At 67.2% G+C, this 15618-nt stretch carries 15 protein-coding genes and 1 pseudogene; 5 read left to right on the top strand and 11 right to left on the bottom strand.

Translation table 11 applies throughout. The features are described 5' to 3' along the window. Positions 1–2 precede the first annotated feature (2 nt). The 3 genes from G6N41_RS24960 to G6N41_RS24970 all read left to right on the top strand — a co-directional run bounded on the left by G6N41_RS24960 (position 3) and on the right by G6N41_RS24970 (position 2874). Positions 3–1346: a cryptochrome/photolyase family protein gene (locus tag G6N41_RS24960; RefSeq protein WP_198965977.1), complete on the top strand. Its 1344-nt coding sequence runs from the start codon at positions 3–5 to the stop codon at positions 1344–1346. 126 nt (positions 1347–1472) lie between these two features. Then, the gene (locus G6N41_RS24965) at positions 1473–2018 is read left to right on the top strand and encodes an anti-apoptotic protein (protein ID WP_198965978.1); all 546 of its coding nucleotides are present in this window, start codon (positions 1473–1475) and stop codon (positions 2016–2018) included. Positions 2019–2094: 76 nt separating this feature from the next. After that, positions 2095–2874 (top strand): alpha/beta hydrolase, encoded by a 780-nt coding sequence (locus tag G6N41_RS24970; RefSeq protein WP_020728141.1) that lies wholly within the window; start codon positions 2095–2097, stop codon positions 2872–2874. Positions 2875–2894: 20 nt separating this feature from the next. On the opposite strand, the gene G6N41_RS24975 is transcribed toward G6N41_RS24970, so the two are convergent. Next, a complete protein-coding gene (locus tag G6N41_RS24975; protein WP_011739985.1) occupies positions 2895–3632 on the bottom strand; it encodes an acyltransferase in 738 nt (245 codons plus the stop codon). Positions 3633–3808: 176 nt separating this feature from the next. Here G6N41_RS24975 and G6N41_RS24980 point away from each other — a divergent pair, with 176 nt between their 5' ends. Together G6N41_RS24980 and G6N41_RS24985 are read left to right on the top strand one after the other, a co-directional pair. Then, entirely contained in the window at positions 3809–5125 is a 1317-nt protein-coding gene (locus G6N41_RS24980) for a PQQ-binding-like beta-propeller repeat protein (protein WP_198965979.1), read from the top strand. Positions 5126–5141: 16 nt separating this feature from the next. Next, a complete protein-coding gene (locus G6N41_RS24985; protein WP_198965980.1) occupies positions 5142–5531 on the top strand; it encodes a DUF6264 family protein in 390 nt (129 codons plus the stop codon). Positions 5532–5534: 3 nt separating this feature from the next. On the opposite strand, the gene G6N41_RS24990 is transcribed toward G6N41_RS24985, so the two are convergent. The 10 genes and pseudogenes from G6N41_RS24990 to G6N41_RS25035 all read right to left on the bottom strand — a co-directional run bounded on the left by G6N41_RS24990 (position 5535) and on the right by G6N41_RS25035 (position 15618). Then, positions 5535–6218: an esterase gene (locus G6N41_RS24990; protein ID WP_116267756.1), complete on the bottom strand. Its 684-nt coding sequence runs from the start codon at positions 6216–6218 to the stop codon at positions 5535–5537. Positions 6219–6292: 74 nt separating this feature from the next. Then, the gene (locus G6N41_RS24995) at positions 6293–7498 is read right to left on the bottom strand and encodes a THUMP-like domain-containing protein (RefSeq protein WP_198968013.1); all 1206 of its coding nucleotides are present in this window, start codon (positions 7496–7498) and stop codon (positions 6293–6295) included. After that, the gene (locus G6N41_RS25000) at positions 7495–8478 is read right to left on the bottom strand and encodes a class I SAM-dependent methyltransferase (protein ID WP_198965981.1); all 984 of its coding nucleotides are present in this window, start codon (positions 8476–8478) and stop codon (positions 7495–7497) included. The genes G6N41_RS24995 and G6N41_RS25000 overlap by 4 nt, the downstream gene beginning before the upstream one ends. Positions 8479–8488: 10 nt before the next feature. Then, positions 8489–9262: an enoyl-CoA hydratase gene (locus G6N41_RS25005; RefSeq protein WP_198968014.1), complete on the bottom strand. Its 774-nt coding sequence runs from the start codon at positions 9260–9262 to the stop codon at positions 8489–8491. Further along, the gene (locus G6N41_RS25010) at positions 9259–10101 is read right to left on the bottom strand and encodes an NUDIX hydrolase (RefSeq protein ID WP_116267753.1); all 843 of its coding nucleotides are present in this window, start codon (positions 10099–10101) and stop codon (positions 9259–9261) included. Before G6N41_RS25010 ends, G6N41_RS25005 begins: the two co-directional genes overlap by 4 nt. Further along, entirely contained in the window at positions 10098–10940 is an 843-nt protein-coding gene (locus G6N41_RS25015; RefSeq protein ID WP_198965982.1) for an ABC transporter ATP-binding protein, read from the bottom strand. Before G6N41_RS25015 ends, G6N41_RS25010 begins: the two co-directional genes overlap by 4 nt. A 98-nt stretch (positions 10941–11038) precedes the next feature. Continuing rightward, positions 11039–12535: a hydrogenase large subunit gene (locus tag G6N41_RS25020; protein WP_198965983.1), complete on the bottom strand. Its 1497-nt coding sequence runs from the start codon at positions 12533–12535 to the stop codon at positions 11039–11041. After that, positions 12535–14001 (bottom strand): proton-conducting transporter transmembrane domain-containing protein, encoded by a 1467-nt coding sequence (locus G6N41_RS25025; protein WP_198965984.1) that lies wholly within the window; start codon positions 13999–14001, stop codon positions 12535–12537. The genes G6N41_RS25020 and G6N41_RS25025 overlap by 1 nt, the downstream gene beginning before the upstream one ends. After that, positions 14001–14663, bottom strand: a pseudogene (locus G6N41_RS25030) (hypothetical protein). The gene G6N41_RS25025 and the pseudogene G6N41_RS25030 overlap by 1 nt, the downstream one beginning before the upstream one ends. A gap of 4 nt (positions 14664–14667) precedes the next feature. Then, complete coding sequence (locus G6N41_RS25035; RefSeq protein ID WP_198968015.1) at positions 14668–15618, bottom strand: respiratory chain complex I subunit 1 family protein; 951 nt, start codon at positions 15616–15618, stop codon at positions 14668–14670.

Raw genomic sequence — 15618 nt, forward strand, 5'->3', positions numbered from 1 at the left:
CAATGACAAGGGCGCTGTTGTGGTTTCGCCGCGATCTGCGGCTTGGCGATCATCCGGCACTGGCCGCTGCCGCCGATAGCCAGGAAGTGCTCGCCTGCTTCGTGGTCGACCCGCGCCTGGAAGCTTCCGCAGGCCTGCGCCGCCTCCAGTTCCTCGGCGACTCACTTCGCCAACTCAACGATGCACTGCAGGGCCGCCTACTGGTGACACGCGGTCGGCCCGAGCAGCGGATTCCGCTGATAGCCAAAGCAATCGACGCATCATCGGTGCACGTTACCGGCGATTTCGCGCCGTTTGGGCGGCGTCGCGACGAACGGGTTGCGGCGGGGCTGGGCCGCGTGCCACTGGTAGCGACGGGCTCGCCGTATCTGGTTTCACCGGGTCGAGTCGTCAAAAACGATGGCAGCACCTACCAGGTGTTCACACCGTTCTTCCACAAATGGCAGGACGCGCGATGGCGAGCACCGGCTGGCACGGGGCCCGGATCGGCGTGTTGGCTGGATCCGGCGCAGACCGACATCGAGCAGTGCGAGATCCCCGATCCGGGCACTGAGCTTGACCTGGCCGCCGGTGAGTCCGCGGCCATCCGGGAATGGACAGCATTCCGCACCGCCAAGCTGGACCGCTATGAGCATGACCGCGACCGGCCGGACATCGAGGGCACCAGCCGGATGTCGGCGCACCTGAAGTTCGGCACCATCCATCCCCGGACCATGGTCGCGGGCATGGACCTGACCGGCACGGGAGCGCGTAGTTACCTACGTGAGTTGGCGTTCCGGGACTTTTATGGCGCCGTCCTGCACCACTGGCCGGCCAGCGCCTGGCACAACTGGAACAGCAACTTCGACGGCATCGTGACCGACACCGACGCCGACGCCAGACGCCTTTTCGAGTGCTGGAAGGCCGGAGAAACCGGATATCCATTGGTCGATGCGGGGATGCGTCAGTTGCGCGAAACCGGGTTCATGCACAACCGGGTCCGGATGATCGCCGCATCCTTCCTGGTCAAAGACCTGCACCTGCCCTGGCAATGGGGGGCCGCCTGGTTCCTTGACCAACTCACCGACGGTGACCTGGCCAGCAATCAGCACGGCTGGCAGTGGTCGGCGGGATGCGGCACCGACGCCGCGCCGTACTTTCGGATCTTCAATCCGAGCGCACAAGCCGAAAAGTTCGATCCTGCGGGCGATTACATTCGACGTTGGGTCCCCGAACTGCGCGATGTCGACAACGTGCATCGGATTCAGCGGCGCGGCGGCCCATGCCCGTCAACATATCCGGCGCCGATCGTGGATCACGGCACCGAGCGCGCCGAGGCGTTGCGCCGCTATCACGACATCGGCTGACCTGCGGGCGCCGGATCTCTTTGCCAAACAGTAGCGTTTGCTTGGTGTTTGGCTGATTCGCCTTTCCGGAGCTGTTTGACATGTAATTATCAGCCGATTCCCAGTTGTCGACGCCAGGGAGGCGATATGGCTCATTCGATCGTGCGGACGTTTCTGGTCTCAGGCGCCGCGGTGGGCCTGATGGCCAGCGCCGGCGCCTGTTCCTGTTCGATCGGAACCGGATCGCATTCGGTGAGCAAAAGCGATGTGGCCGAGCAGATCAAGGCCAAGATGACCGACGCTTCCGGCAACAAGCCCGAGTCGGTGACCTGCCCGGGAGATCTCCCGGCCAAGGTCGGGGCTCAGCTCAACTACGAAATGAAGGTCAAAGACTCCACATACAACGTCAACGTCACCGTGACCAGCGTCGACGGCAAAGACGTCAAGTTCGACATGGTGGAGACCGTCGACAAGGACAAGGTCGCACACATCATCAGCAACAAGCTGTATCAGAAGGTGGGCCAACGACCCGACTCGGTGAGCTGCCCCGACAACCTCAAGGGCGTGGTGGGCGCGACACTGCGGTGTCAGCTCATCGACGGCAGCAAGACCTATGGCGTCAATGTGACCGTGACCAGCATCGACGCCGGCGATGTCCGGTTCGACTTCAAGGTCGACGACCACCCCGAGTAGGACCGCGCCAGCCGCAGGCCGCGCGAGACGCCCGATAATCGCGCAGCACGATGACCGCGACGGCAATACTGCAGGAGTGCGCAAACATGTCGTCCTGATTCATGGCGCATGGAGCCGCGGCAGGCAGCTGGCCGACGCCCGGTCCGCTTTCGAACACCACGGCTTCACGGTCCACACTCCGACGTTGCGCCATCACGAATTGCCGTTGCCCGACGGCGCGGCCCGCATTGCCACGCTGAGCCTGCGTGACTACGCCGATGACCTGGTCGAGCTGGTGGCCTCGCTCGACTCCGCGCCCCTGCTGGTCGGACACTCCCTGGGCGGCCTGCTGGTCCAGCTGGTCGCAGCGCGAACCCGCCACATCGGCGTGGTCGCCGCCTGCCCCTCGCCGGTGGGACCCGTTGGTCTGAACCGCACAACGGCGGGCCTTTCGATGCGGCACGCGCTGCGGCCGCGGCCATGGACCAAGCCAGTAGCGCCCCCGTCGTGGCCCCGGTTTCGGACCGGTATTGCCGGAGCCCAGTCGGCCGGCGCGGCCCGCGAAATGTTCGATGATCTGGTCTGCGAATCCGGACGCGTGTTGTTCTTTGAGCTGGCCCTGCCCTGGCTGGACCGCTCCAAGGTCGCGCGCGTCGACTACCCTGCGGTCACGGGTCCGGTTCTGGTGTTAGGCGGCGAGTACGACCGCATCGTGGGGAGCGCGATCGCACGCCAAACGGCCAGCCGGTACCGCAACGGCACCTACGTCGAGATTCCCGGCTCCGACCATCTCGTGTTCTCGGCGCGAGTGCTACCGGCCACCATGGCTCGGATCAGCGAGTGGATCGCACACAATCAGCTGTTCGCCACCGCCTGAGGCGCCAGGCGCACCGCCGGCTAGTGAGCCGCCTTCTTGCGCTCGATGTCGGCCAGCGCCGCGGCCAGCTCCGCGCGCTGAGCCGCCGAGGTCTCCCAGGACAGCTGGCGGTTCTTGACCACCTTGGCCGGTGATCCCACCGCGATCGAATAGTCGGGGATGTCACCACGGACCACCGCATGCGCGCCCAGCACACAACCGCGCCCCACCGACGTGCCACGCAGCACCGTCACTTTGACACCGACCCAGGTGTCAGGCCCGATCCGCACCGGCGACTTGATGATGCCCTGGTCTTTGATCGGGACGTTGATGTCGTCCATCCGGTGATCGAAGTCGCAGACGTAGCACCAATCGGCCATCAACGCCGAGTCCCCCAACTCGATGTCGAGGTAGCAGTTGATGACGTTGTCGCGGCCCAGCACCACCTTGTCGCCGAAGCGCAGCGATCCCTCGTGGGCGCGAATGGTGTTCTTGTCCCCGATGTGCACCCAGCGGCCAATCTCGAGCTGCGCCAGCTCAGGTGTCGCATGGATTTCCACGCCCTTCCCGAGGAAGACCATGCCCCGGGTAATGATGTGCGGGTTGGCGAGTTTGAACTTGAGCAGCCGCCAGTACCGCACCAGGTACCACGGCGTGTACGCGCGGTTGGCCAGCACCCATTTCAGCGATGCCAGCGTCAGGAACTTGGCCTGGCGGGGGTCCCGCAACCGCGACCCGTGCCAGCGGCGATGAAGCGGCGCACCCCACATGGTCGTCATGGGCGGAAAGCCTAGCGTGACGCCGATGCACGACGCACAGCGTCCCGAGGCCTGACCACCCCGAGGGACGTCGGGCAATCGCCACGAGGACACCGCCACGCGTTACCCTCACCTGTACTCGATCGCTGCTCATGCAGACGGGCCGGACCCCGTGAGCTACCGCGTAGCGGAAGGATTTGGGAACCCTGCGAAATCATCCGGTGTTTGCCCGACGTCTCCTGACGACCGCTCTCGCGGCTGCACTCACGATCGGGCTGGGCGGCTGCGGCAATACCGATTCGTGGGTGGACGCCGCACCCGCGCTAGGTTGGCCCGCACAGTACGGCGATGCCGCCAACAGCAGCTACACCACCACCGCCGGCGCCAGCAAGCTGGCGCTGAAGTGGACGCGTTCGGTCAAGGGAAGTCTGGCCGCCGGGCCGGCGTTGAGCGGGCGCGGCTACCTCGCGCTCAACCCGCAGACCCCGGCCGGGTGTTCGCTGATTGAGTGGGAGAACAACGATAACGGCCGGCAACGCTGGTGTGTTCGGCTGGTCCAGGGCGGCGGCTTCGCCGGTCCGTTGTTCGACGGATTCGACAACCTCTACGTCGGCCAGCCGGGCGCGATCGTTGCCTTCCCCGTCACCCAGTGGACGCGCTGGCGCCAACCGGTGATCGGCATGCCGTCCACCCCGCGATTTTTGGGCAACGGCCAGCTACTCGTGGCCACCCATCTGGGACAGATACTGGTGTTCGACGCCCACCGCGGCAAGATCGTGGGCAGTCCGATAGATCTGGTGGAGGGCGTCGACCCGACTGATCCGGCGCGTGGTCTGGCCGACTGCGCTCCGGCACGACAGGGCTGCCCGGTGGCGGCGGCCCCGGCGTTCTCGAAGGTCAACGGCATGGTGGTGGTCGGCGTCTGGCAACCCGGAGCGCCAGCGGCGGGGCTGGTCGGGCTCAAGTACCACGCGCAGCAACTGGTTCGGGAGTGGACCAGCGACGCCGTCAAAGACGGCGTGCTTGCCAGTCCGGTGCTGTCGGCCGACGGCGAAACCGTGTACGTCAACGGCCGCGACCAACGGCTGTGGGCCCTGCACGCAACGGACGGCAAGGTGAAGTGGTCGGTGCCGTTGGGATTTCTGGCTCAGACACCGCCGACGGTCACCCCGGAGGGCCTGATCGTTTCCGGCGGCGGCCCCGACACCCGGCTGGCGGCGTTTCGCGACGCGGGCGACCATGCCGACCAGGCCTGGCGCCGCGATGACGTCACGCCCCTATCGACGTCCAGCCTGGCGGCCGGAAACGTCGGCTACACGATCGTCGCGGGTCCGCCCCACGAAGGCGGACCCGGTATGTCGTTGCTGGTGTTCAACCCGGCGGACGGCCACACGATCAACAGCTATTCGCTGCCCGCGGCGACCGGATATCCGGTCGGGGTGTCGATCGCCGTCGACGGCCGCGTGGTAACTGCGACCAGCGACGGCCAGGTATACAGCTTCGCGCCGGCCTAGCGGCCATACTTGTTGGGTGTCTACCGACGATCTCGCCCCGGTGCACACCGGCGGCGCCGGCAGCCGTCACGCCAAAACCCATCGAGCGGTGAATGTCACCCTCACCATCGCCCTGCTGGTCCTGCACGCCTTCTTATTCGTGGTGACGATGTTGGTGTTGGGCCTGCTCGTCATGGGTACCGATGCGTGCGGCTACCAGACCTGCGGTGATCCCTCCTGGGTCGACAAAGCGATCGGGCTGGGTTTTTGGGGCGGCATCGTGATATTTCTCGCCGATCTCATCATCAGCGTGTACCGGCTCGCGCGGCACAACGTGGCCTTCGCGGTGCCGATCATCGGGTGTGTGGCCCAGCTGACGCTGGGCATCGGCGCCGCGGCGATGGAATCGCTGGCCGGCCCCGTGTGAACCTCAGATCGCCAGGGGCGGGATGGCATTGCGCGGCACCTGGGCCTGGGTAGCGCCGGCAAACGACGGCAGCAGCTCACCCTGAGCAAAATAGAAGATCACGTCGGTGTCGGTGATGGCGAAGTTCTGGTAGTGCGTCGGGTCCAGACCATTGGAGGGCAGGATCGCCACACCGAGCCCGGTCTGGTGCGCCAGCTCGCGCTGGACGATCGGGTAGATGGCGTCCAGCGGGGTGGTCCCCGGCGCGAACAAGGTGTCGAAGGTGATCGGCTGTTTGGTCCCGAGGTTGTAGTTGAAAGCCTTGTACCAGGTGAAGGGGTGTGCGCCACCGAGATCCTGGAAGAACTTCAGCACCACGCTGCGGGTGTTGTGCGGCGGCTGGCCGGCGGTGTGTTGTTCGGTGGTGGCGTCCATCTGATAGGGCTGATCACGTCGCCCGGACCCGGTCGCCACGCTGACGAACCCGTCCCGGTTCTGGGTGATGTAGTCGGTCAGCGCCTGCTGATCCGGATAGTCCTGGGGAAACGTGATGTCCAACGTGTACGTGGATCCCGTCGCGTGGATGTGGCACATCTGAGCGGCTTCGACGTTGCCGCCGAGGCTGGCACAGGACGGCGGCTCGGCGGCAGCCGGCCAAGCCAATAGGACCGCACTGACAAGCATTGCGGCCGCAATCATTAAACGCATCGTTGATTTTTCCTCGCAGACCAAAACGGGCGGTGGCGTTGCAAAGGGGTGACCGCCGCCAGCGTACCCGGACGCTACCGCGACGAACAGCAAACGTATGCCGTCACGTGGCTGGCGCTTCGGGCACCGATGCGCGTGATCACCACCGACAGCGCGCGGCCGCCACGCGGCCGTAGCCGCCGGCGCAGGGCGTCAGGATCGACCTGTACGCCCCGGACCAGAATCTCGAGCGCTCCGCAGTCCAGCGCGTTCAGGGCCTGACGCAGCCGCCGCTCGTCGAACGGTAGCGCCTCGAGCACCTCGAAGCCCCGTATCCCTTCTGGCAGGGTGTCGCCGGACAGATAGGCGATATTGGGATCGAGCTGCCACAGCCGGTGCCTGGCGCCGTAATGGCGCACCAGGCCGGCCCGGACCACCGCTCCGTCGGGATCGATGATCCAGCGCCCGGCGGGACGCACGTCGCAGCCGTCGGGCTCGGAATCGGTGATCTGTTCGCTGGTGTCGAGGATGCTGGCCCGACGGCGCACCCCAGATGCAGCCAGGCCTCGCGACCACAGGCACGCCTCGCGAACCGAGCCCTGGTAGGACGTCACCTCGATTTCGCCGTCGAAGCCCAGGCGACTCACCTGGTCGAAATCGATCCCGGGCGCGCACTTCACCACCAGCGGCCGATCGCGGTAGACGTCGAGAACGGGCCCCAGCCCGGGCTGATAATCGGCCGGACTGAAGCGCCGGCGCCCCTTGCTGCGACGCGCCGGATCGACCAGGACGACCGTGTCCCGGGTCACCGGCCGCAGCGCGTCGGCACGGCACAACCCGACCGCGCCCCCCAGGTTGTGGCGCGCCATCGCCAGCCGTACCGGGTCGATGTAGCTGCCGATCACCGTCGCCGCCGATCGGCACAGCGCGGCCAGCTCAGTGCCGATGGAGCAGGTCGCGTCGTGCACCGTCAGATCGGCCAATCGCCTGGCCCGGTGCAGGGCCACCGCCGCCACCGTGGCCTGCTGCAAGGCGGTGTCGGTGAACAGCCAGTCCGACACCGGCGTACTCGGGCACAGCCCACCCAGTTTTGCCACGGCCCGGCGTCGTAGCAGGGTCGTCTCGATCAGCATGGGGTTGCGCTCGCCGAAGCGGGCGCGCGCCGCGGCGATGTCGGCGATTCGGGTCGCGTCCCGCAGTTCCAGATCGGCGACCGCGCGAAGGGCGGCGGTACCTGCGTCGGAGCGCAGGTAGGCGACGTCGTCGACGCCGAAAACGACGCCGGTGCCCGCAGGGCTCAGGAGGGCTTAACCCCGGTGACCATCACGTTGTAGAACCAGCCTTTGGGCGCCACATGCCGCCAGACGTTGGCGTCCATCCAGCTCAGTGCCTTCCAGCCGTTGAAGGCGAACCTCGCCCAGTTCCAGCCCAGTCGCCCGGGCGGCACCGAGGATTCGAACGTGCGCACCGGCCAGCCGAACATGGCGGCACTGAACTCTTCGCTGGCCGTCTCGACCCGGATCGCCCCGGCGTTTTTCGCTATCCGTTCCAGGTCCTCGGGGGCGAATGTATGCAGGTCGACGATGGCCTCCAGGGCCGCGGCCCGCGAGGATTCGTCGAGCTCTTCCTGCGGCCGCCGCCAGCCGCCCAGGCCGGGCAGTTTGGTGACGTTGGTGGCGATTCGCCAGGTCAGGGTGGACAGCGTGCGGGCGTACTCGTTGCCCACCGTGGTCGGCTCCCCCGCGAACACGAACCGGCCGCCCGGTTTCAACACACGCATCACTTCACGCAGCGACAACTCGACATCGGGGATGTGGTGTAGCACGGCGTGACCGACCACCAGGTCGAACGTGTCGTCGTCGTAGGGGATGCCCTCGGCGTCGGCCACTCGGCCATCGATGTCGAGCCCCAGTGACTGCCCGTTGCGGGTGGCGACCTTGACCATGCCCGGGGATAGGTCGGTCACCGAGCCGCGCCGGGCGACTCCCGCCTGGATCAGGTTGAGCAGAAAGAACCCGGTACCACAGCCAAGCTCCAACGCCCGCTCATACGGCAGATCTGCGTGGACTTGGGCGGGCACGATGGCGTCGAAGCGGCCCCGGGCGTACTCGACGCAACGCTGGTCATACGAGATCGACCACTTCTCGTCGTAGTTCTCGGCTTCCCAATCGTGGTAGAGCACCTGGGCGAGCTTGCTGTCGTGCCGGGCGGCCTCCACCTCTTCGGCAGTGGCGTGCGGGTTGGGCGCCGCGTCGGCAGGTATCTCCGAGCTCCTCGTCATGCAGGGCAGCCTAACGACCGTCTTGGTCGCCCGTGTTACGACCGCCCGGCCCACGGCCGTCAGGACCGCGCTGACCAGCGGCAAACAGCTGGACATAGCGGCGCCGTTCCGCGGCGGCCCGCTCGGTCGCTTCCAGTTCGAAGACGTCGTTGATGACCGCCTTGGCGGCGGCCAAGGCGCGCGGCGGGCATTCCAGAAAGCGGCGCGCCCACGCGACGGCGGAGTCGTAGACGTCGTCGGGGGCCACCATGTCGTCGATCAGGCCCAACGCGAGGGCCTCCTCGGCGTCGAAGAATCGCCCGCTGAAAACCAGCTCCTTGGCTCTGCTGGACCCGACCACGCGGGTCAGGCGCCCCAGGCCGCCGCCGCCGGGAATCAGGCCGGCGAGGATCTCGGTCGCGCCGAACTTCACGTTGTCACCGCTGACCCGCCAGTCGGCCGCCAGCGCCAGGGTCAGCCCCGCGCCCAACGCGTATCCGGTGACGGCCGCCACGGTTGGTTTCGGAATCGCCGCCACCGCATCGATGGCCTCCAGCCGGACCCGGGCGGCGGTGTCGGCCTCCGGGGCGTTGAGGGTCCGCAGTTCGGGCATGTCGTCGCCGGCGGAGAAAATCTCGTGGCCGCCGAAGAGCACAACTGCGCCGATGTCGTCGCGGCGTCCCAGCTCGTCGGCGGCCGCGACGATCTCCCGGTAGACCTGGCGGGTCATCGCATTGGTGGGTGGCCTGGACACCACCAAGGTGGCCAGTCCCTGGTCAGCCACGACGCTGACGAACTCGTTCATAACGGCCAAACGGTCGATCCGCCGGAGATCCGCGCCTGGTTGTAGCGATCGGAGTCGAAAAACTCGATCTCCCAGTTGTCGCCCTTGAGCGCGAGGTTGGGTTGCACCGGCACGATCTTGCGTTCCACGGCGAGCACATCGGCGACGGTATGGCCGGCCAGCGCGTCCAGCTGAGTCCAGGTCGGCGGCAAGAGGAAGTTTCGGCCCGCCGCGAAGTCGGCGATGGCATCACGGGGCAGCATCCACTCCGCCCGATCGGATTCGGTGTTCTCGCCGTCGGCGCGCTGCCCCTCCGGCAGGGCTCCGACGAAGAAAAAGGTGTCGTAGCGACGGGTCCGTTCCGCCTCCGGGGTAATCCAGTTCGCCCAGGGCCGCAGCAGATCGGCGCGCAGCACCAGGTTTTCGCGGCGCAGGAAGTCCGCGAAGGACAGTGTGTGGTCGGCCAGCGCCGCGCGGGACTCGCTGTATATCGAGGCGTCACCGACGATGCCGTCGGGGTCGTCGGCCGGTCCGGCGAACAACACCCCGGATTCCTCGAACGTCTCGCGCGCCGCGGCGCAGACCAGCGCCTCAGCCAGATCGGGTTGGATGCCGAAGCGCTGGGCCCACCACAACGGCGGCGGGCCGGCCCAGGCCCCCAGCCCGCCCAGGTCGGCGTTGCGGTCCCGGTCGTCGACGCCGCCGCCGGGAAACACCATCACCCCGGCAGCGAAATCCATCGCCGCGTGCCGTCGCATCAGGAATACCGAGAGTCCGGTGTCGAGCCCGGTGTCGCGGACCAGCATCACGGTTGCTGCGGGCCTGGCCAGCAATGGAACGGGGTCTGGTGGGGAATTCATTGCTGCCTCCGGTGGGCTGCGCGGGCGCGGATCCGGCGGGCGAAATATCGCCCGTCGACGAAATCGACGGCAATCTGTTGGCCGAATGCGGCCGACAGGTTTTCGGCGGTGAGCACGTCGGACAATAGGCCCGATGCCACGACGTGGCCCTCCGCCAGCAGCAGGCAGTGGCTGAAGCCGGGAGGAACCTCTTCGACATGGTGGGTGACCAGCACCAGGGCGGGCGCATCCGGGTCGGCGGCCAGATCGGCCAGCCGCGCCACCAATTCCTCGCGGCCGCCCAAGTCGAGGCCGGCCGCGGGCTCGTCGAGCAGCAAGAGTTCGGGGTCGGTCATCAACGCTCGGGCGATCAGGACCCGCTTGCGCTCCCCCTCGGACAGGGTTCCGTAGGTGCGGTCGGCCAGATGCTCGGCGCCCAGGCTCTCCAGCATGTCGACGGCCCGGCGGTAGTCGACGTCCTCGTAGCGCTCCCGCCACCTGCCCAGCACCGCGTAGCCGGCCGATACGACGAGGTCTCGCACGACTTCGTCGGCGGGTATGCGCTGCGCCAGGGCCGAGGAACTCAGCCCGATGCGCGCGCGCAGCTCCGACACGTCGACCCGGCCCAGCCGTTCGCCCAGGACGAAAGCAACCCCCGAGGACGGGTGCTCGGAGGCGGCGGCCATCCGAAGCAACGAGGTCTTGCCGGCGCCGTTGGGGCCCAGGATCACCCAACGCTCGTCGAGTTCGACGGCCCAGTCCAGCGGACCGACCAAGGTGCGTCCGCCGCGACGCAGCGAAACGTCTCTGAAGTCGATCAACAGGTCGGGATCGGCTGTATCAGGCCCAGCTTCAGACACTCGACCATCGTGCCGTACCGCGCCACCGCAACCGTTGCCGGGTCGTCTCGCCCCGCCCGGGTTCGCCGGTCCGGGCCCCGCGAGCGGCCTACACCGCACTAGAGGTCATTGCCGGCATAGGACAAATTGAAGCTCTTATTCGCCAACGGAAAGTCCGGGACGATGGTGTCGGCCATGGCGACCGGCAACGCGGGCCAGTTGAACCACGAGGGATCGACGATCTTGCATCGGGTGATGCGGCCCGCGCCGTCGACTTCGACCCGATGCAGCACCGCGCCGCGCCAGCCTTCGACGATCCCCACGCCCGATGTCAGGCCCGACCGCGCGCCGTTGGCCGCCGGCGGCGACGCGAACCGGGTTCGACCGTGGTGGTTCTCGACCAGGTGGCAGGCCAACGCGACCGATGCGGCGAACTCGTCGCGCCGAATCGTGTAGCGAGCCAGGACGTCACCACCGCCGGCCGTAACCACGGTGACCGGCAGCTCGGCCGTCGGGTGATCCAGCCGGGCATCGGTAGCGATGCCGCTGGCGCGCGCAACGTAGCCGAGGCACCCGAGCGCGCGCGCATCCTCGATGTGCAGCACCGCGGTCTCGGCGAACCGGTCGTAGACGACCGAATTTCGCAGCGTCAGCTCGCTGATCTCGGCAACGTCTGCGGCCACCGCGTGCAGCTCCGCCGGATCCGGAAGCTCCTGCAGCACAACGCCTCCAGGGGCCATCGCGGCCCGCAGCAGGCGATGTCCGGTGACCCGCCGGTTGATCCGCAACACCCGCTCGCGGATGCCCTGCGCATGGGCGTTGGCCAGGGCAAATCCCACATCGTTGGCCAGCGCACCCAGATCGGTCACGTGGTTGTAAAGCCGCTCCAATTCCACCAGCAGGGCGCGCAGCCGGTGCACCGGTTCGGGCACATCCAATCCCAGCGCGTCCTCGACGGCCAGGCAGTGCGCCAGCGAATGCGCCGCCGAACTGTCCCCGCTGATTCGTTCGGCGAGTTCCACAGCCTCCCTGGCGCCCAGCGCATTTCGCCCCTCGAAGAGCTTCTCGACGCCCCGGTGTACGAACCATAGTCGCGCCTTGAGCCGCAGTATCGATTCACCGATCACCGAGAACCGGAAGTGCCCCGGCTCCATCAGGCCGGCATGGACCGGCCCGACCGGGATCTCGTAGACCCCCGGGCCCTCAACGGTCACGAATGGAAAGCGTCCCACCGCATCGAAGAGCGGCGGGTCACCGGCGTCGCGGCGCATCGGATGCCAATCCTGCGGCCAGTGCGCGTGGCGCACCAGCCGTCGCGGCTGAGGATGCCCCACTGGCGAAATCCCGCACAGGTCCATCATTTCCCGCTCGAAGCGGCCCGCCGGGATGGATAACTCCGCCAGCGACGGCACCGACGGATTCGCCGCGCCGGTGCGTAGCGTCAGCTCGACTCGCCGATCCGGCTGTCCCGCCACCAGTAGGTAGACCACCCGCAGTGCGTCGCCATCGTCGTGCGCCGCGACCAACGCAAGCCGGTAGCCCTCGGCCAGCAGTTCCGCCACCGATTCGGCGAGTTCGGCATCCGAAACCGTGCGGCTGACCGTCTTGTGCGCCATCAGTTCGCTCCGAACTGACCCGCGGCCGCATCGAAAAGCCCGCCCAGCGGTCCCGCGGTGACCCCCAACGCGTTGCAGGCCACGACGCCGGTCACCAGGGCCGCCGCCACCGTCGCGGGCACCGCGATCCGCGGAGCACCCTCGCTGGCGGCGCCGAGCAGCATCCGCCGCGAATTCGCCACCAGCGCAGCGAAAGCCACCACCATCAACAGCAACGTCACACCGAGCACCCAGGCCAGCCCGGAGTTGGCCAGCGACCGGGCGATCGACACCTCGCTGGCAAACATCGCAAACGGCGGCAACCCGAGCAGCACAACGACACCGACGGCAAACGAAACGCCGACCACCCGCGACCGCGACAACACCGCGGTGATGTCGGCGATGCTCGCCGAGTCATGTGCGGACTGCAGCTGCCCACCGGCCAGGAACAACACCGTCTTGCCGATGCCGTGCGCAAGCACATGCAACAGCAGGGCCGCGATCGACAGCTTGGTTCCCGCCGCGGCCGCAATCGCGATCAGGCCCATGTTCTCCATCGAGGAGTAGGCCAGCATCCGCTTGAGATCGGTGACCACGGTGAGCAGGAAGGCCGCGATGAGCACCGTGGTGAGCCCAACCGTCAATAGCCCGGCGCGCAGGTAACCCGGCCCCACCGCGGCATCAATGACCGGCCGTAGGCGGATCAGCACCGAGAAGGCCACCGAGAGCAACACCCCGCTCATCAATGCCGAGACCGGTGCCGGGGCCTGGCTGTGCGCGTCGGCCAGCCAACCGTGAAAGGGCACCAGGCCGACTTTAGCGCCATACCCGATCAGCAGCAGACCACCGGCGAGCCGCGTGACGGCCGGGTTGAGATGTGCCGCACAGGCCGTCAGGACATCGAGGTTGAGCGCGTTGGCACCGTCGACGCCGGCGTGTTGCGCCGCGAAGTACAACAGCACCGTGCCCAGAAATGCCACTGCGATGCCGACCGAGCAGATCACCACGTACTTCCAGGTGGCTTCCAGCGCGGTGCGCGTCCTACGGTGTCCGACCAGAAACGCGGTGACAACCGTGGTAGCTTCCACCGCGACCCAGATCAACCCGATGTTGTTGGCGGACAACGCGATCGCCATTGCCGCCAAGAACGCCGGCATCAGCGCCCCGTACAGCCGGGCATCGCGGCGATCGGTGTGGCCGTGTTCGAGTTCGGCATCGATGTAGCCGATGCTCGCCCAGGTCGCCAAGGTGCCGACGGCCCCGATGACGATCAGCATGATCACCGACAACGCGTCGACGCGCAGGAAGCCGCCCAGCACCAGGTGTGGTTGCGGCGTTGTCTGAAGACCAAGCGCAATGCCCGATCCGAGCACAGCGACCGCCGACAGCACGGTGAGCACCGCGGTTGCGCGTCGCCAGCCACGTGCCAGTGCGAGGGCTGCCGCCACCAGTGGCGCCACGATCGGCACCAGAATCAAAGCAGTCATCAGTCTCGCAGTTCCTGTAGCCGGTCCAGGTCGGTGCCGCCGAACGTCCGCCGCAGTCGTCCGGTGAGCACACCCAGCACGATCAGCGCGAAAAGCACGTCCAGCGAAGCACCCATTTCGACAATCAGCGGCACCCCAGCCGTCAGCAGAAACGCCGTGGCCGCGATCCCGTTGTCCAACATGAGAAATCCCGCGGCCTGCGAGATGGCGTGGCGCCGGGTCACCATCACGAACAGCGCGATCAGCACCACCGCCAGACCTCACGGTACGGCGCTGACCGCCGCGCTGGAGTCCAGGTCCACGATGGGGCGGGTGACCGCCAACGCGACCACCGTCAGCACCGCCGCAATCAGTAGTGACGCGGTAGTGCTGATCAGCGGGGTCGCCTCCCGTTGCTCATGTTTCTCGGCTCCCAGCGCACGGGCCAGCAGCCACGGCAGGACCACTGCGCGCAGCGCGAACAGGGCTAGACCGATGCCAACGAGCTCCCAGTCATGGGAGTGCACACCAAGAATCATCGGGATCGCGGCCAGCGCAAGACCCTGCGCCGCCAGCAGCCACACGATCGAGCGCAGGTCGCGCCGCCACACGATCAGCACCGCGGTCAGGACCAGCCCTCCTGGGGCGAGGTCAAGCACACCGGCGTAGTTGAGATCGGTCATCGCATCACACCTGGGCCGTAAAGAAATTGGCTGACGTGACCGCCAGCAGCGCCAGCAGGAACGAGCCCGCCAGCAATTCGGGCACCCGGAACAATCGCAGCTTGGCGATGAGCACCTCCACGGTAGCCAGCACACCGGCGGCAATCGCGACCTTGATACTGATCGCCGCGATGCCGACCGCAATCCCGATCAGGCTGGGGTCCGCACCCGCGATCCCCCACGGCACAAAGAGATTCGCCAGCAGTGCCAGTAGCACGGTGAGCCGCATGCCGCTGGCCCACTCGATGACGCCCAGCCGTGGTCCCGCGTATTCCAGCACCATCGCCTCGTGCACCATGGTCAGCTCCAGGTGGGTGGCGGGGTTGTCGACCGGGAGCCGGCCGGTCTCCGCGATGACGACGATCACCAAGGCTACGAAGGCCAGTATTCCGGCCAGCGACACCACTTCGGCCGGGTTCTCGAGGCTAAAGGCGACGATGGCGCCAAGATTGGCCGATTTCGCGGGAATGGACAGCGCGAAGACCGCTAACAGGATGGTGGGTTCAACCAAGGCGGCGATGGTGATCTCACGGCTGGCGCCCATGCCGCCGAAGGAAGTCCCGGTGTCGATTCCGGCCAGGGTCAACGCGACGGTACCCAAGAACAGCAGGCCCACCGCCACAAACAAGTCGCCCACCGGGTCCAGCGGTGAGCCGGTGGCGACCAGCGGTGCGATCGCCGCGATCAGCAGGGTGGTTGCCGCCACCACCGCCGGTGCCACGGCAAACACCGCCGTGGTCCCCTCCGGGGTGACCTGCTGCTTGCGCAACTGCTTGCGCAGATCGCGCCAGGGCTGCAGAATTCCCGCGCCGCAGCGCCCTTCGGATCGCGCCCGGATCTGTCGCATCAGCCCGATCACCAACGGGGCACCGAGAATGACGGCGCCGATCTGCGCCGCCCCGGCCATCGCCGACAT

Source organism: Mycobacterium shottsii (genome assembly GCF_010728525.1).
GTDB classification, from domain to species: Bacteria; Actinomycetota; Actinomycetes; order Mycobacteriales; family Mycobacteriaceae; genus Mycobacterium; species Mycobacterium marinum.